At 64.7% G+C, this 15,685-nt stretch carries 16 protein-coding genes; 6 read left to right on the forward strand and 10 right to left on the reverse strand.

Annotated features, from left to right (window positions below; all coding sequences use genetic code 11):
* Together ACYVKM_RS00755 and ACYVKM_RS00760 are read right to left on the reverse strand one after the other, a co-directional pair.
* A complete protein-coding gene (locus ACYVKM_RS00755) occupies positions 1-1,119 on the reverse strand; it encodes an inorganic phosphate transporter (RefSeq protein ID WP_460875076.1) in 1,119 nt (372 codons plus the stop codon).
* Positions 1,120-1,209: 90 nt separating this feature from the next.
* Positions 1,210-1,839 (reverse strand): DUF47 domain-containing protein, encoded by a 630-nt coding sequence (locus tag ACYVKM_RS00760; protein WP_460875077.1) that lies wholly within the window; start codon positions 1,837-1,839, stop codon positions 1,210-1,212.
* Positions 1,840-1,985: 146 nt separating this feature from the next.
* On the opposite strand from ACYVKM_RS00760, the gene ACYVKM_RS00765 reads away from it, so the two are divergent.
* Complete coding sequence (locus ACYVKM_RS00765; RefSeq protein WP_460875078.1) at positions 1,986-3,308, forward strand: hemolysin family protein; 1,323 nt, start codon at positions 1,986-1,988, stop codon at positions 3,306-3,308.
* A 198-nt stretch (positions 3,309-3,506) separates the two neighbouring features.
* Here the strand turns inward: ACYVKM_RS00765 and ACYVKM_RS00770 are convergent, their stop codons facing one another.
* Both ACYVKM_RS00770 and purE read right to left on the reverse strand, forming a co-directional pair.
* Positions 3,507-4,661, reverse strand: a complete 1,155-nt coding sequence (locus tag ACYVKM_RS00770; protein ID WP_460875079.1) for a 5-(carboxyamino)imidazole ribonucleotide synthase — start codon at positions 4,659-4,661, stop codon at positions 3,507-3,509.
* A complete protein-coding gene (gene purE, locus ACYVKM_RS00775) occupies positions 4,658-5,161 on the reverse strand; it encodes a 5-(carboxyamino)imidazole ribonucleotide mutase (protein ID WP_460875080.1) in 504 nt (167 codons plus the stop codon). Before purE ends, ACYVKM_RS00770 begins: the two co-directional genes overlap by 4 nt.
* A 68-nt stretch (positions 5,162-5,229) precedes the next feature.
* Between purE and ACYVKM_RS00780 the strand changes: the two genes are divergently transcribed.
* The 4 genes from ACYVKM_RS00780 to ACYVKM_RS00795 all read left to right on the forward strand — a co-directional run bounded on the left by ACYVKM_RS00780 (position 5,230) and on the right by ACYVKM_RS00795 (position 9,302).
* Positions 5,230-5,502, forward strand: coding sequence for a Trm112 family protein (locus ACYVKM_RS00780; RefSeq protein WP_460875081.1), 273 nt, complete (start codon positions 5,230-5,232; stop codon positions 5,500-5,502).
* Positions 5,503-5,628: 126 nt separating this feature from the next.
* A complete protein-coding gene (locus ACYVKM_RS00785; protein ID WP_460875082.1) occupies positions 5,629-7,947 on the forward strand; it encodes a DUF1631 domain-containing protein in 2,319 nt (772 codons plus the stop codon).
* On the forward strand, positions 7,944-8,801 hold the full coding sequence (gene nadC, locus ACYVKM_RS00790) for a carboxylating nicotinate-nucleotide diphosphorylase (protein WP_460875083.1): 858 nt from the start codon (positions 7,944-7,946) through the stop codon (positions 8,799-8,801). The genes ACYVKM_RS00785 and nadC overlap by 4 nt, the downstream gene beginning before the upstream one ends.
* Positions 8,802-8,876: 75 nt before the next feature.
* Positions 8,877-9,302 carry a DUF3301 domain-containing protein gene (locus ACYVKM_RS00795; protein WP_460875084.1) on the forward strand — a complete coding sequence of 142 codons (426 nt, stop codon included), beginning with the start codon at positions 8,877-8,879 and terminating at the stop codon, positions 9,300-9,302.
* A gap of 33 nt (positions 9,303-9,335) precedes the next feature.
* On the opposite strand, the gene ACYVKM_RS00800 is transcribed toward ACYVKM_RS00795, so the two are convergent.
* The 5 genes from ACYVKM_RS00800 to petA form a co-directional block, all read right to left on the reverse strand.
* Positions 9,336-9,791, reverse strand: coding sequence for a ClpXP protease specificity-enhancing factor (locus tag ACYVKM_RS00800; RefSeq protein ID WP_460875085.1), 456 nt, complete (start codon positions 9,789-9,791; stop codon positions 9,336-9,338).
* A complete protein-coding gene (locus ACYVKM_RS00805; RefSeq protein WP_460875086.1) occupies positions 9,778-10,416 on the reverse strand; it encodes a glutathione S-transferase N-terminal domain-containing protein in 639 nt (212 codons plus the stop codon). The genes ACYVKM_RS00800 and ACYVKM_RS00805 overlap by 14 nt, the downstream gene beginning before the upstream one ends.
* A 70-nt stretch (positions 10,417-10,486) precedes the next feature.
* Entirely contained in the window at positions 10,487-11,236 is a 750-nt protein-coding gene (locus ACYVKM_RS00810) for a cytochrome c1 (RefSeq protein WP_460875087.1), read from the reverse strand.
* Positions 11,229-12,530 (reverse strand): cytochrome b, encoded by a 1,302-nt coding sequence (locus ACYVKM_RS00815; protein WP_460875088.1) that lies wholly within the window; start codon positions 12,528-12,530, stop codon positions 11,229-11,231. The genes ACYVKM_RS00810 and ACYVKM_RS00815 overlap by 8 nt, the downstream gene beginning before the upstream one ends.
* Complete coding sequence (gene petA, locus ACYVKM_RS00820) at positions 12,530-13,135, reverse strand: ubiquinol-cytochrome c reductase iron-sulfur subunit (protein ID WP_460875089.1); 606 nt, start codon at positions 13,133-13,135, stop codon at positions 12,530-12,532. Before petA ends, ACYVKM_RS00815 begins: the two co-directional genes overlap by 1 nt.
* Positions 13,136-13,294: 159 nt before the next feature.
* On the opposite strand from petA, the gene ACYVKM_RS00825 reads away from it, so the two are divergent.
* Positions 13,295-14,473: a S1C family serine protease gene (locus tag ACYVKM_RS00825; RefSeq protein ID WP_460875090.1), complete on the forward strand. Its 1,179-nt coding sequence runs from the start codon at positions 13,295-13,297 to the stop codon at positions 14,471-14,473.
* Here ACYVKM_RS00825 and ACYVKM_RS00830 read toward each other — a convergent pair whose 3' ends face one another.
* A complete protein-coding gene (locus ACYVKM_RS00830; RefSeq protein ID WP_460875091.1) occupies positions 14,474-15,556 on the reverse strand; it encodes a lytic transglycosylase domain-containing protein in 1,083 nt (360 codons plus the stop codon).
* Positions 15,557-15,685 lie beyond the last annotated feature (129 nt).

Genomic DNA, 15,685 nt, shown 5'->3' on the forward strand with positions numbered 1-15,685 from the left:
CTACCTGGCCACTCCAATCGTCCGCACCAGCCAGTAAGCGAGCAGCGCGGTAACCGGCAGGGTCAGGATCCATGCCCACACCATGCGCTCGACCACGGACCAGCGGATCGAATTGAAGCGCTTGGCCGCGCCCACGCCCATGATCGAGGCAGACACATTGTGCGTGGTCGATACGGGGATGCCGAACGCCGAGGCCGTGAGGATGACGATCGCCGAGCTGGTCTCGGCAGCGAAGCCGTTGATCGGATGCAGCTTGACCATCTTGTGACCCAGCGTCTTGATGATGCGCCAGCCGCCACCGGCCGTACCGCCCGCCATGGTCAGCGCGCACACTACCTTCACCCAGACCGGAATGATGAAGCCACCGGCGGTGTTCTCGGCGATCTTCAGGAACCCCAGCCATTGCGGCAACTGGTCGAACTGATGCGCGGCGGTACCACCGGCCAGCGCCAGGGCGATGATGCCCATGCTCTTCTGCGCATCGTTCATGCCGTGCGCCACACCCATCGCGGTGGCCGAGACGATCTGCGCCTTGCCGAAGAAGAAGTTGACGAACGGCGTGCGACCGAACCGGCGCGACCAGCCATGCCGGTTGGCAAACCAGGCCAGCAGCGCGTACAGCGAACCCATCAGCGCGAAGCTGATGATGAAACCGCCCAGTGGTGACAGCACCATCGGGATGATCACCTTGGGGATCACGCCATGCCCGGTGATCCAGTTGCCCTGCACCCATATCACCGAACCGAAGTCGTTGCTCGATGCCGCCAGTGCGGCGCCGACCAGCGAACCGACCAACGCATGGCTGGAACTGGACGGCAGGCCCAGCCACCACGTGATCAGGTTCCACGCGATCGCCGCCAGCAAAGCGCATATCACCAGTTGCGGACCCACGTCGATCACTCCGGTATTGATCAGCCCCGAGGCGATCGTGGCCGCCACCGCCGTACCCAGCAATGCGCCGATCAGGTTGGTTACCGCGGCCAGCAACACCGCCTGGCCCGGCGTGAGCACCTTGGTGGCCACCACCGTGGCGATCGAATTGGCGGTGTCGTGGAAGCCGTTGATATAGGTGAAGGCCAGTGCGATCAGCACTTCCGCCACGACCAGGCTGAGACTCATGCGCGATCTCCGGCGGTGAGTGGCCCAGCCCGATGGAGCGTCCGGGCCACGACCCGGCGACATGCGATAGAAGGGATCACGATGGAGCCCTCAGGAGTTCTTCAGCACGATCGAATAGACGATGTTGCCCACGTCGCGGCACTTGTCGATGGCCTTCTCGATCAGCTCGAACAGGTCCTTCGCCAGCACGGCGCGCATCACGTCGCCACCCTCGACATACAAGGTGCGATACGGCGACAGCAGCATGCGGTCGCCTTCCGACTCCAGCGCCTGCAGGCGATCCTGCAGCTTCTTTACCGGGTCGATGCGCAGGCCGCGGCGCAGTTCGCCGATCATTTCTGCGACCACCTCGCTGGAGCGTTCCAGCACCAGCGCACGCTGGGCGAAATCCACCCCGCCGAGGCGGTCGGCAACGATCTCGTAGCGTTCGGCGAATTTCTCGATGGTCTTGGGAATCTTGTACAGCGCCGAATTCAGCGCCTCGATGTCCTCGCGGTCGAGTGCGGTGACAAATGTGTTCACCAAACCCTCGCTGATCTGCGCCGCCAGCTCCTTTTCGCGCGCGCGGGTGGCAGTGAATGCAGCCATCACCGAGCCCTGGCCGGGATTGTTCAGCAGCTCATGCAGGGCCTTGGCGCTCTCGCAGACGGTAGCGGCGCTCTGTTCGAGCAAACCGTAAAACTTGTCGCCTTTGCCGAAAATCGTCTGCAGTGAAAACATGCGGGCCATGCCTGAGGGAACGGGATGACAGTCATGTTACAGGACTGCCGTGCTGCCCCGCACCACTGCCTGTGCGAGGCACCGACGTGAAGTGCAGGGCCGGCTGCCCTTACACTGCAACGCATGGCACACCTATCATTGCCGCGATGCTGACCGAAATCGCGCTCGTCCTCGTCCTGGCCCTGTGCAACGGCTTCTTCGCGCTATCGGAGATGGCACTCGTCGCCTCGCGCAAGAGCCGCCTCAGACAGATGGCAAAAACCAGCCGCGGCGCCGCGCTGGCGCTGCGCCACGCCGAGGCCCCGGAGCACTTCCTGTCCACCATCCAGGTCGGCATAACCCTGCTGATGCTGGTCACCGGTGCGATCGCCGGCGACGCACTCGGCGGCCATATCGCCGATGCGTTGCAGGGCGAACAGCTGGCATGGCTGGCGCCGTACACCCGGATCCTCGGCATCGTGCTCGGCTTCGTGCTGATCTCGTTCATGCAGATCGTGATCGGTGAACTGGTACCCAAACGACTGGCCCTGTCGGCACCGGAGCGGTTCTCGTCGTACGCGGCGCTCCCGATGCTGCTGCTGTCGCGATTGACCGCACCGTTCGTATGGCTGCTGAACATATCGAGCAACGGGCTGCTGCGGTTGCTGCGAGTCAGGCAGCATGGCCAGGGCGTAGTCACCGAGGAAGAGATCCGCCTGCTGGTGGCCGAGAGCGCCGAGCAGGGCGTGCTCGATCCGGACGAGCACAACATGGTCAACCGCGTGCTGCGCCTGGGCGATCGCACGGTGGACAGCGTGATGACGCCACGCATGCGCATCGCATGGCTGGACATGGCCGCCTCGCGCGAGGAAAACATCGCGGTACTGCGCGAAACCCCTTACTCACGCTACCCCGTCTATCGCGGCGACGAGAGCGACGTGGTCGGTGTGGTCGAGGTCAAGCGCCTGCTGCACAGTTTTGCCGAGGGCAAGCCGGAGCTGTTCGACCACCTGTCCAAGCCGCTGTTCGTGCCCGCAACGGCACGCGCACTGGATCTGCTGGAGGAGTTTCGCGATGCCGAGACGCCGCTGGCGCTGGTGGTCGACGAATACGGTGACATCGAAGGCGTGGTCACCGTCAACGACTTGCTTGCCGCCGTGGTCGGCGCCGGCCAGATCGGCCATGCCGGCGACGATGAGGACGCTCCGATCGTGCAGCGCGCGGACGGCAGCTGGCTGATCGACGGCAGCCTGTCCACCGACGACCTGCGTGAACTGCTGCAGGTCGGCGAGCTGCCCGGTGAGGACGAGCACGAATACCGCACGGCGGCCGGCATGGTGATGACTGCGCTGGGCCACATCCCGCAGACCGGCGAAGTGTTCGCCTGGCATGGCATCCGTTTCGAGGTGGTCGACCTCGACGGTGCCCGCATCGACAAGTTGCTGGTCGCCCCGGCGCCGTCACGCGAACCGTCGGACGACGAGCAGTAGGCCAACCCTACTTTACCGGGCATGGCGCGGGGCACACGCTTTCCGATGGAGCGCCTCGAAAAATCCCCAATGCGTCATCCCGGCGAAGGCCGGGATGACGCCAAGAAGCGGTTTTCGAGATTCCGATAGATGCCACGGACCGAACATCTGTGGCGGGGACTGGCCGCGTCTGCACGCAGCCCTTCGTGAAAGCTGAATTCAGCCGAGCACCTGCAATACCGGCGTGGCCTGCGCCTCGCGCCCCAGCACACCGGCCAGCGCGCGCAGTCGTGCCGCCAGTTGCACTGCGTCCGGTGCACACAACGTGGCATGACCCACCTTGCGCCCCGGCCGCGCCTGCTTGCCGTAGTCGTGCCAATGCGCATCGACCGCCTGCAGCACCGGCGCCGCTGCGGGCAGATCACCGATCCAGTTGAACATCGCCGACATGCCGCGCGCCCCCGTGTCGCCGAGCGGCAGGTCGAGTACCGCCCGCACATGGTTTTCGAACTGGCTGGTGTGCGCACCCTCGATCGTCCAGTGGCCGGAATTGTGCACGCGCGGCGCCATCTCGTTGCCGAGCAGTTCGCCGTCCTTCACGAACAGCTCCAGCGCGAACACGCCCACATAATCCAGCCGCTCGGCCAGCGTGCGCGCCAGCGTCGTGGCGCGCTGCTGCAACTGCTCGATATCCAGTGCCGGCGCCAGGCTCATCGCCAGCACGCCGTCGGTATGCCAGTTGCGGGTCAGCGGCCAGGTACGGAAATCACCGTCACGACCACGCACCGCGATCACCGACAACTCACGATCGAACGGTACGAACGCCTCCAGGATCAAGCCGTGCTTCGATGCCTGCGCACCCAGCGCAGCCCATGCCGCATCGGCATCGGCCACGCTTTTCAGACGGAACTGGCCCTTGCCGTCGTAACCCAGCCGGCGTGTCTTGAGGATGGCTGGCGTGCCGATCGCAGCGATGGCCTGGTCCAGGTCCTCGCGCGTATCCACCGCCATGAATTCCGGCGTCGGCAGGCTGCACTCGCGGAACAGGGTCTTCTCGGCCAACCGGTCCTGCGCCACCGCCAGCGCCTGCGGTGCCGGCGACACCGTCACCCGTGCGGCCAGCCAGTGCGCTGTTTCGGCCGGCACGTTCTCGAAATCGAAGGTGACTACGTCGACCTGCGCGGCGAAGGCCTCCAGCGCGGCATAGTCGGCCCAGTCGGCCGCCACCAGCGGCGCGACCTGCCCCGCACAGGCATCGACCGAACTGTCCACCACCAGGGTCTTCACACCCAGCGGTGCCGCGGCCAGCGCCAGCATGCGCGCCAGCTGGCCACCGCCGAGGATGCCGAGAACGGGCTGCCGCCGGTCACTCATTGGCGCGGATCCGGTTGCTCCAGCACCGCCTGGGTCTGACGTGCCCGCCAGGCGTCCAGTGCTGTGGCCAGCGCCGGGTCATGCAGGGCAAGCACAGCCGCCGCCAGCAAACCCGCGTTCACCGCGCCGGCACGGCCAATCGCCAATGTGCCGACCGGGATGCCGGCCGGCATCTGCGCGATCGACAGCAGCGAATCCATGCCGTTCAGCGCCTTCGACTGCACCGGCACGCCGAACACCGGCAACCGCGTCTTGGCCGCCAGCATGCCGGGCAGATGCGCAGCACCGCCGGCACCGGCGATGACTACCTGGATACCGCGTGCAGCGGCTTGCTCGGCATAGCTGAACAGCAGATCCGGCGTGCGGTGCGCGGACACCACCTGCACCTCATGTGGCACGCCCAGTTCGGTCAGCACGTCGGCCGCGTGCTGCATGGTTTCCCAATCTGAACGCGACCCCATCACCACGCCGACACATGGCGGTCTGCTTGTTCCTGTCATGGTCCAGCCATCCAAAAACGGCTATTGTACGGGCTTTCCCGTACCCCGGCACCTTCCAGAAAGCCATCATGGACAAGCGTCTACTCGATATCCTGTGCTGCCCGGTCAGCAAGACACCGGTACGCCCGCTGAGCAAACACGAACTCGACGTACTGAACGATGCGATCGCGGCCGGACAGGTCGACTCGGTCGCCGGTACAGGCGTGCGCGAGCGGGTGACCGAGGCGCTGATCACCACTGACCGCAAGGTGATCTACCGGGTCGAGGATGGCATTCCGGTGATGCTGCCGGAAGAAGGTATCGGCACCACACAGCTGACGGCCTTCCCGGTTGCCCCGTAAGATCATGCGATCCATGAACCGCCTGCGGTTCGCGCATGACACGGACACCTGCTTTGGCTTATCGTCGTCATCCGTGCGGGACATCCGGATTCCGGCCGCATCTTGCAACGCTTCAGGGGATTGGCGATGAGCGAAGCCAGTGATCCATCCAGGGTCGGCAACGACCCGTCCAGAGTCGTCAACCTGAGCCAGCGGATGGACCCCGCCAGCGAGCGCGTGGGCGAACTGCTCAACGCCGTGCGCAACATCGCCAGCCGGCGGCTGCAGCAGTGGGTCGGCAATGCCTTCGAGCACGTCGACGACGCGCTTTTCGACCTGGCCGAGAAGGCCGAGAACAACGCCGCCCAGATGCACTACTTCGACGGCATGCGCGAAGTGCGCAAGCGCCGCCCGACAGTGGAACGTCACTTCCTGAGTGCCATCACCCGCAGTCTCGGCGAGCTGACCCACCCGTTGCAGCAGAGCGCCGCAACAATGCCGTCGCCCGGGACGGTCGAGCTGTCGCTGGTGGCCGACAACGAGCTGGAGGAATCGCTGGCAATCACCAGCATGATCGGCAAACACGAATCACGGCTGGCGCGTGACCTGTTTGCCGTCAACCAGCGACTGTCGGTGATCTGCGGCGGCCACAAGATCGACGACGCCGGCAACCCGGTGGCGCCGGCGATCCTGGCACAGGCATTTCGCCAGGCGCTGCACGAGCTCAGCGCGGACATGCGGGTCAAGCTGATCATCTACAAGCTGTTCGACCGCTACGTGCTGTCGTCGCTGGAAGAGCTCTATCAGGAAATCAATACCGAACTGGCCCGTGCAGGCGTACTGCCGCAGTTGCGGCATGAAGTCGTGCGCAGCGGGGGCGCGAAGGCCGGCACTGCCGGCCATGCAGGTGCACTACCTGCCAGCGAGGCAGTGCAGGTTGCCGAGGAAACCGGCGATATCCCGAGTGACCTGCTGCAGACCCTGCATGCGCTGTTCAGCGCTCGCCGCAGCTCCACAGCCACCTTTGGTTCCGGTAGCGGCATGATCCACGGCGCACCAAACGGTCCGCTGCCTTCGGCCAACGAACTGCTCGGCGCACTCAGTGTGCTGCAGAGCCAGATCGCCACCGCCGGCCCGTTGCCGCTTGCCCAGCCCGACGATGCCGCCGCGCTCAGCCGCGAAGTCATGCAGTTGAAGGGACAGCTGCTGAGTCAGATCGGCGCCCTGCGCGGCGAGCGTCCCAGCCATGTCGCCACGATCGACGAGGACACCATCGACCTGGTCGGCATGCTGTTCGAATTCATTCTGGAGGACCGCAACCTGCCCGCCGAAATGCAGGTCATGCTGGCCCGGCTGCAGATCCCCTACCTGAAGGCGGCGATCCTCGACCGCAAACTGTTCGCACACCGCCAGCATCCGGCACGCCGGCTGCTGGACTGCCTCGCCGAACAGGCCAAGGGCTGGTCGGAAGAGTCCGACCGCGACCGTCGCCTGCACGACAAGGTGAAATCGGTAGTCGATCATCTGCTGCACGACTTCGACGATGACATGAGCATCTTCGAGCGGCTGCTGGTCGACCTGCAGCAGTTCCAGGAGGTCAACAAGCGCCGCTCCGAACTGGCCGAGCAACGCGTGGCCGAATCCACCCGCGGCCGCGAGAAACTCGAGCAGGCGCGTCGGCGTGCCGCCCGTGAAATCATCGATCGCATCGGCGAGCAGAAACTGCCTCCGCTGGTACACGGCGTGCTGGCACGGGCGTGGGCCAACCATCTGGTGCTGACCTTGCTGCGCCAGGGCGAGGCTTCGCCGGAGTTCCGCAGCGGCCTGCGTTTCGTCGATGACTTTATCGCCAGCACCCGCCCCGCGACAGATCAGGAAAGCCGGCAGGTGCTGCGGCAGATGCTGCCCGGCATCGAACGATCGCTGCGCCTGGGCCTGGCCAACGTGGCGTTCCAGGAGCACGACATCGAGCGGCTGCTGGGCCAGCTGCATGCCTACTACCGGCAGCAGCTTGGCGAGGCGGTCGAGGCAGCCGAAATCATCACCGTCGAGGAAGACGCCACGATGCTGGCGATCCCGGACAGCATCCAGCCGGTCATCGAGCGCGATGCAGAGCCGGACGACAGCACCGTCGACGACAACATCGCGGTGCCGCCCGACAGCCTCGAATGGCAGCAGGTCCAGGCGTTGCAACCGGGCACCTGGCTGGAATTCAACCATATCGAAGAGGCCATGACCCGCGCCAAGCTGTCGTGGATCAGCCCGATGAGTGGACGCTACCTGTTCGTCAACCGGCGCGGTCTGAAGGTGGCCGATTACTCGCCGCAGGAACTGGCGATCCTGCTGATCGACGGTCATGCCCGCATACTCGCTGCCAACGCGCTGTTTGATCGCGCACTGAGCGCGATTGTTGGCCGCCTGAGCCAGCCGGATGCTTCTTCGCCACCTTCCACGGGCACCGAATGAGTCAACCGGCCCCACCCGCGGCACCCGATGCCGCCCATATCGCCGCCGATGTCGAACGCGCCTTCGCCGAGGATCTGGGTCCTGGCGATGCCACCGCCGGACTGCTGCCAGCCGGCGCCCACGCGCATGCCGAGCTGACCTGTCGCGACGCCGCGGTGATCGCCGGCACGGCCTGGTTCGATGCCTGCTTTCGCCGGCTGGATCCGGCTGTACGGATCGACTGGCAGGTTCATGACGGACAGCAGGTCAGTCCCGGCATGGTCATCTGCCGTCTGTCCGGCGATGCCCGTTCACTGGTCAGCGCCGAACGTTCGGCGCTGAACTTCCTGCAACTGCTGTCCGGCACTGCCACTGTCACCGCCGACTATGTGGCCGCCGTTGCCGGCACGGCCGTACGCATCCTGGACACGCGCAAGACCGTGCCCGGCCTGCGCCTTGCGCAGAAGTACGCAGTGCGCTGCGGCGGTGGCCACAACCACCGCATCGGCCTGTATGACGCGATCCTGATCAAGGAAAACCACATCATCGCCGCAGGCGGCATTGCCGCCGCCGTGCAGGCAGCGCGACAGCTGCACCCGAACCTGTTGCTGGAGGTCGAGGTGGAAACCCTCGGCGAGCTGACGCAGGCACTCGATGCCGGCGTGGACCGGATCATGCTGGACAACTTCAGCCTGTCGCAGATGACCGAGGCAGTGCAATACACCGCCGGCCGCGTACCACTGGAAGTATCCGGCAACGTCGACCTGCACACGATCGGCGAATTCGCCCGCACCGGCGTGGACTTCATCTCGGTCGGCGCCCTGACCAAGCACGTGCGGGCCATCGACCTTTCGCTGCGGCTGCAGTTGGCCTGATCGAACCCGAGAACCGGGTCGGCTCCAGCCACATGGCGGCTTGCACGCGGGTACGGGCGCCCACACACTGCAGGCATGAGCGATCTCACCAACCTGTTGCTGTTGCTGGTACTGGCGGCCATCGTCGGACTGTGGCTGAAACTCAGTGTGGCGCGCGAGCGTGCCGTGCGGGAAGCCCGGCAGCAGTGCCAGCAACACGGTCTGCAACTACTGGACGAGACTGTCGGCTTGCGCGGACTGCGCCTGCGCCGGGTCAACGGCCTGCGTCGGATCGAGCGCTGTTATGGCTTCGAGGTGAGCATCGACGGGCACGACCGCGAGCCGGGACGCCTGTGGATGCTCGACGACACCCTGAGCAGCCTGAGTCTGCCGACGATCGAATTGCTGCCGCCGCGCGAGGCGAATGCCGGACCCATGTCGTCCGGACCAGCCTTGCGCGCATCTGGCAGCAACGTCGTACCGCTGCATCCACGCCCGCGCCCGGATGGCCGGCTGCATTGAACGCCCCGCTACGCGGCCTGATGGTTCAGCCGCTTACTTGACCACGCGCAGGTGCGGCGCGCCACGCTTGGGCTTTTCGGCACCATCATCGGCGCCAGGTGCCGGCGGCGTGTCATCAGGCTCGGGAGCAGACGGCGGCGGCGTATCCCCACCTTCTTCGTCGGCAGGAAACATCATGCCCTGCCCGTTTTCCTGTGCGTAGAGCGCCAGAATCGCCTGCACGGGAATCTGGATCGTCTGGCTGGCACCCGAAAAACGCGCCTGGAAGCTGATCCATTCGTTGCCCAGATCCAGATTCGCCACCGCGCGCATGGCCAGATTCAGCACCACCTGCCCATTCTTGACCACCTGCGGCGGTACCCGCACTCCCTTGACGGTGGCGTCGACCAGCACGTAGGGCGTGAGATTGTTGTCGCTGATCCAGTCATAGATCGCCCGCAATAGATACGGGCGATTGGAGCTCATCGGTGCAGTGTCATTCTTGCTCATGGAGTTGTCGCATCACCTTTTCCTGATCGGTCATGCTGCGCGCAAAACCCTGACTATGGAACAGACGCTCGCCGTAATCGATGATCGGCTTGCCTTCGCGACCCAGCTCGACGCCCAGCCACGGCAGCCGCCAGATCACCGGCGCCACCAGACAATCGGCCAGGCTCATTTCGGGATTGAGGAAGAATTTCGATGCCTTGAACAGTGGCAGGGTGGACAGCAGCTGCTCGCGCAGGCGCTTGCGCGCAGGCTCGGCCGGCCGGCCACCGGCACGGATGGTATCCACCTCGGGCAACCAGTCCTTCTCGATCCGCACCGCTGCCACGCGCAGCCGTGCGCGCGACTGCGGGTCGATCGGCATCAGCGGCGGATGCGGGTAACGCTCATCGAGGTATTCGCAGACCACCGACGTGTCGAACAGGGTCAGGTCACGATCGATCAGGGTCGGTGTACTGGCGTACGGATTGAGGTCGATCAGATCTTCCGGCGGCTTGGCCGGATCCACAAGCACCCGTTCATAGCTGACTCCCTTGGCAGCCAGCACCAGTCGCGCGCGATGACACTGGATGTCATCGGCCGTGGTGTAGAGCGTCAGTACGGTGCGCGAGCGAACACTTTGAACCATGCTCGATTCCCCATCGATGAGACGACTGCGGCGGCTCGTGGCCGCCGCAGTCGGATAGTGCCACCCGGCGTCAGTGGACGTCCTTCCAGTATTCCTTCTTGAGCATGGCGGCCAGGAAGGTGAAGAACGCCAGGAACAGCAGCACCCAGATGCCGTAGTGGTGGCGCTGCAGCGCGGCCGGCTCGGAAGCGTATTCCAGGAAGCTGGTCAGGTCGCGGGTAGCCTGCTGAAACTGCGCCGGCGTCAGCTTGCCTGGCTTGGCCAGTTCCAGCTTCTCGACTTCGTCGGTACCCGGCTTCATCACCGCCGTCTGCATGCCCTGCAATTCCCACAGCGGGAACGGCATGGCGGCATTCGGCAGCGCCGTGTTGTTCCAGCCGATCGGGCTGTGCGGATCCAGATAGAACGAATTGAGGTACGTGTAGACCCAGTCCGCACTCTTCGCGCTCACTTCCAGCGACAGATCCGGTGGAGCCTTGCCGAACCACTTGCCTGCAGACTCGGCCGGCATGTGCGAAATCACCGGATCATCGAACCTGGCGCCGGTGAAGTTGAGGTTCTGCATCACTTCCTGTTCGGAAAGACCCAGATCCTCGGCGATGCGCGAATAGCGCACGTACTTCAGCGAGTGGCAGCCGACGCAATAGTTGAAGAACAACCTGGCGCCACGCTGCAACGAAGCCTGATCGCGCACGTCGGAACCGGACTTGAGCAACCCGGATTCGCCTTCGGCGTGCGCCGGCATGCCGCCGATCAGCAGGCCGAGCGCCAGCGCGGCCGAGGAGAGAAAATGCTTCATCGTGATCTGCCGCTTAGTCATGCATCGTCACCCGATCCGGAACCGGCTTGGTCTTCTCCCAGCCGAAATGCGTGTAGGCCCACAGGAACGCGAAGAAGCCGAAGTAGAGCAGGGTCATCAGGCGACCGAACGCGTTTTCCCAAGTCGTGAGGTCGACGTTGCCGAACCACTCCGGGATCACCTCGGCGGTGATGCCGGCACCGACCGCACCGAGACCGAAGAACGCGATCACGAACACGCCCAGCGCCACCTTGTAGCCGGTACCGCGGTAGCGGATCGACTTGACCTGGCCGCGATCGAACCACGGCAGCAGGAACAGCACGGCGATCGCGCCGAACATGGCCAGCACGCCCCACACGGCGGTGCCCGCAAACGACGGGATCATGCGCACGATCGCGTAGAACGGGGTGAAGTACCACACCGGCTTGATCTCCGCCGGGGTGACCAGGTTATTGGCCATGATCGAGTTGTCATGCTCGAGGAACCAGCCACCGAAGGTCGGCGCGAAAAAGATGATGAACGCGGCGATCAGCAGGAAGAAGCCCACGCCGACCAGATCCTTCACCGTGTAGTACGGATGGAACGGAATGCCGTCAGCCGGCTTCAGTGCATCCCAGCGATTGCCCTTCGGGCCCTTCTTGATCTCCACACCGTCCGGGTTGTTCGAACCCACTTCGTGCAGAGCGGCGATATGCAGCACCACCAGCAGCAGCAGCACGATCGGCAGCGCGATCACATGCAGGGCGAAGAAGCGGTTCAGCGTGGCATCGGCCGGCAGGAAGTCGCCCATGATCCACTCGACCAGCTGGCCGCCGATCACCGGGATCGTGCCGAACAGCGACACGATCACCTTGGCGCCCCAGAACGACATGTTGCCCCACGGCAGCACGTAGCCCATGAACGCCTCGGCCATCAGCACCAGGAAGATCAGCATGCCGAGCAGCCACACCAGCTCGCGCGGCTTCTTGTACGAGCCGTACATGATGCCGCGGAACATGTGCAGGAACACCACCACGAAGAACAGCGAGGCACCGGTGGAATGCATGTAGCGGATCAGCCAGCCCCACTCCACGTCGCGCATGATGTACTGCACCGAGTCGAAGGCTCCCGCCGCGCTCGGGTTGTAGTTCATGGTGAGGAAGATGCCGGTGACGATCTGGTTGACCAGCACCAGCAGTGCCAGCGAACCGAAGTAGTACCAGAGGTTGAAGTTCTTCGGCGCGTAGTACTCGGTCATGTGCGCGCGATACATCGGCATCATGCCGGGTGCGCGTTCGGTGACCCAGTCGCCGATGTTCGTGAATACGTTGGCCATTACGCAGCCCCCTTCGGATCCACGCCAATCTGGATGGTCGTGTCGTCAATGAAGTTGTACGGCGGGATTTCCATGTTCTTCGGCGCCGGCACACCCTGGTACACGCGACCTGCCATGTCATAGCGCGAATGGTGGCAGGGGCAGTAGTAGCCACCCTGCCAGTTCGGGTCGAACGGTTCGGGCTTCATCTCGCCCACGTAGTTCGGCACGCAGCCCAGGTGGGTGCAGATGCCGACCATCACCAGCCACTCGGGCTTGATCGAACGGGTTTCGTTCTGTGCGTATTTCGGCTGCTGGGCGGCCGAGCTGCCGTCCGACTTCGGGTCGACCAGCCTCGCAGCCTGCTGCGGCAGGGCAGCCAGCTGCGCCGGCGTGCGGTTGACGATGAAGACCGGCAGACTGCGCCACCCCACGATCAGCTGCTGACCTGACTCGATCTTTTTCAACGACTGGGTAACCGGAGCGCCAGCGGCCTTGGCGCGCGCGCTGGGTTCCCACGACTTGATGAAGGGCACAGCTGCCGACACGATTCCGATACCACCAACCACCGCGGTGGTTGCTGTCAGGAAACGGCGGCGGCCGTGATCGACGACTTCGTTCGCCATCAGGCTCTCCGGTACTTGCAATGTCATGGTGGGGTTTTGGGCCCCGCAAAAATCGCGTTAGTGTAGCGTCAGGCCTTGCCCCGTACAATAAACCGCATCCCGGCGAAGCCGATCCGCCGTGACCCTCGCCATGATTTGCCGGAACGCCCTCTCTTCGACATGAAACATGCCGCCGGCACGCTCGCCTTCATTGCCCGCTTCGTCATCCTCGGCCTGGCGGTAGCATTCGTGGTCGGCCTGTTCTGGCCTGGCAGCGGCGAGCGCATGCGCGCGCATTTCGGCCTGACCACGACGAGGTCACCGACAACCGTCACCACACATCCTGTCAGCGGCCCGGTCTCGTATGCCGATGCGGTGGCGATCGCCGCACCTTCGGTGGTGAACATCTACGCCAACAAGATCGTCACCGAACCGGCAGTGAAGATGTACGACAACCCGGTGCTGCAGCAACTGTTCGGCGGCCAGCCCACGACCTACCAGCATCGCGAGCAGACTCTCGGCTCCGGCGTCATCGTCAGTGCGCAGGGTCAGGGCTACGTGCTGACCAACAACCACGTGATCGCCCACGCCGCCGACATCCAGGTGTTGTTGTACGACGGTCGCATCGCCAAGGCCACCCTGGTGGGTGCAGACGAGGAAACCGATCTGGCGGTCCTGAAGATCGACGCCAGCAACCTGCCGGTCATCCGCATGGCCGACCAGCAATCCTTGCGCGCCGGAGACGTGGTGCTGGCCATCGGCAACCCGCTCGGCCTCAACCAGACCGTGACCATGGGCATCGTCAGCGCGGTGGGACGCCAGTTGAACAGCGCCAGTGCCGAGGATTTCATCCAGACCGACGCCGCGATCAATCCGGGCAACTCCGGTGGTGCGCTGATCAATACCGAGGGTGAACTGATCGGCATCAACACCCTGCTGATCGGCAACGCTGCCGGTGCCGAGGGCATCGGCTTCGCGATTCCCGTCGCGACCGCCCGCAAGGTGCTGGACCAGCTGATCACTACCGGCCACGTCGTGCGTGGCTGGCTGGGCGCCGATTACGCATTCGTACCATTGGCTGCCAACGGCGGCCTGCCAGCGGCAGCACGCGGCGTCCAGGTCAGCGAAGTCTACCCGGGCGGTCCGGCGGCGCAGGCCGGCATCAAGCCACGCGATATCCTGCTGCAGATCGGCGACAACAACATACTCGATCCCGCCGACCTGCGTCGGCGCGAAGCCTCCATCAAGCCGGGCAGTACGGTGGAGGTTTCAGGTCTGCGCGATGGCGCCCCGTTCCACCTCGAAGTCACCCTGGCGCAACGGCCACCGACAAGCGCCAGTGCGTCCCTGGGTGATTGATCAACCCGATCCACGCGCAGCGGCGAGCGGTGGATGGATCGCCACGCCATAGCGCTTGCGCAGGGTTTCCACGCGCTCCACATACACCTGGGTTTCCGCATACGGCGGTATGCCACTGTAGCGCTGCACCGCGCCGGGCCCAGCGTTGTAGGCAGCGGCAGCCAGTCGCTCGCTACCGTTGAAATTGTGCAGCAGCAGGCTCAGGTAACGCGCACCACCGCGGATGTTCTGATCGGTATTGAAGGCATCCAGCACGCCCATGTCGCTGGCGGTGGCCGGCATCAACTGCATCAGCCCCTGTGCGCCCTTCAGTGACAGCGCACGCGGGTTGAATGCGCTTTCGGCATGAATGATCGCGCGCAGGAAAGCTTCGTCGACGCCGTACTCCAGGCTGGCAGCGCGAATCGAATCGGCATAGGCGGTCAGGTTGAGAGAGACGCTACCCCAGCGGATCGTCGAATGCAGGTCGCAGGCGACACAGGTCGCGATATAGCTGAAGAGCATGGTGACGGTGCGACCCTTCTGGCCATCCGGATGCAGGTTGGTGTATTCCACGCTGCCATCAGCGCGCACGATGCGATAGACCGCGCCGCGCAGGATGCGGCTACCGGGATCTTCCGACACTGCAGCCAGTGGCGCCTCGGCACCATGCGATTCGTGATAACTCCACTGACCGGGCGTGCCGGCGGCAGCGGCCGCCAGCGGAAGCTTCGCCGTGGTTTCGGCCGAGCCATGCACGGCCACCAGTGAGGCGCGCTGCACCTGTGCCTCGCCGAGGCGGTGCGCGCTGCTCTCGACAGCTCCCTGCACGTTGGCAAGCGAGGTTGATTCGGCCCGCTCCGCCACGAGGCGGCGAGCCGAGGTCTCGACCGAACCGGTCACCCCGGTCAGCGCGACGCGCGGTGGAGGTGGTTCCTGACGACGGGGTGACGGCGCGACATAGGTACTGATCGCCTTGCAGCCGTGGTAGCCGGCCCTGCTGCTGCTATATGCCACCTCGCCACTGGCGCCGGTGCACTGGTACAGCGTGCCAGCCCGTGCCCCGGTGCTCCAGCATCCGACCCAGAGCAGCGCACAGCCCATCACGACCCTTGAAAGGATCGCGCTTAATGGGAAGCCCCCGGCAGGCCGATCGACGCTTCCCCCGTGGCTTGCAACGTCGAACATGGGCGCAGTGTGCCGCCATGCGTTGCCGTCGCCAAGTGTGTGCTG

This window comes from Rhodanobacter koreensis (assembly GCF_054782855.1).

Coding starts and splice junctions, on each gene's coding strand:
- ACYVKM_RS00755 (WP_460875076.1), bottom strand. CDS start 1,119: ATGAGTCTCAGCCTGGTCGTGGCGGAAGTGCTGATCGCACTGGCCTTC.
- ACYVKM_RS00760 (WP_460875077.1), bottom strand. CDS start 1,839: ATGTTTTCACTGCAGACGATTTTCGGCAAAGGCGACAAGTTTTACGGT.
- ACYVKM_RS00765 (WP_460875078.1), top strand. CDS start 1,986: ATGCTGACCGAAATCGCGCTCGTCCTCGTCCTGGCCCTGTGCAACGGC.
- ACYVKM_RS00770 (WP_460875079.1), bottom strand. CDS start 4,661: ATGAGTGACCGGCGGCAGCCCGTTCTCGGCATCCTCGGCGGTGGCCAG.
- purE (WP_460875080.1), bottom strand. CDS start 5,161: ATGACAGGAACAAGCAGACCGCCATGTGTCGGCGTGGTGATGGGGTCG.
- ACYVKM_RS00780 (WP_460875081.1), top strand. CDS start 5,230: ATGGACAAGCGTCTACTCGATATCCTGTGCTGCCCGGTCAGCAAGACA.
- ACYVKM_RS00785 (WP_460875082.1), top strand. CDS start 5,629: ATGAGCGAAGCCAGTGATCCATCCAGGGTCGGCAACGACCCGTCCAGA.
- nadC (WP_460875083.1), top strand. CDS start 7,944: ATGAGTCAACCGGCCCCACCCGCGGCACCCGATGCCGCCCATATCGCC.
- ACYVKM_RS00795 (WP_460875084.1), top strand. CDS start 8,877: ATGAGCGATCTCACCAACCTGTTGCTGTTGCTGGTACTGGCGGCCATC.
- ACYVKM_RS00800 (WP_460875085.1), bottom strand. CDS start 9,791: ATGAGCAAGAATGACACTGCACCGATGAGCTCCAATCGCCCGTATCTA.
- ACYVKM_RS00805 (WP_460875086.1), bottom strand. CDS start 10,416: ATGGTTCAAAGTGTTCGCTCGCGCACCGTACTGACGCTCTACACCACG.
- ACYVKM_RS00810 (WP_460875087.1), bottom strand. CDS start 11,236: ATGACTAAGCGGCAGATCACGATGAAGCATTTTCTCTCCTCGGCCGCG.
- ACYVKM_RS00815 (WP_460875088.1), bottom strand. CDS start 12,530: ATGGCCAACGTATTCACGAACATCGGCGACTGGGTCACCGAACGCGCA.
- petA (WP_460875089.1), bottom strand. CDS start 13,135: ATGGCGAACGAAGTCGTCGATCACGGCCGCCGCCGTTTCCTGACAGCA.
- ACYVKM_RS00825 (WP_460875090.1), top strand. CDS start 13,295: ATGAAACATGCCGCCGGCACGCTCGCCTTCATTGCCCGCTTCGTCATC.
- ACYVKM_RS00830 (WP_460875091.1), bottom strand. CDS start 15,556: ATGGGCTGTGCGCTGCTCTGGGTCGGATGCTGGAGCACCGGGGCACGG.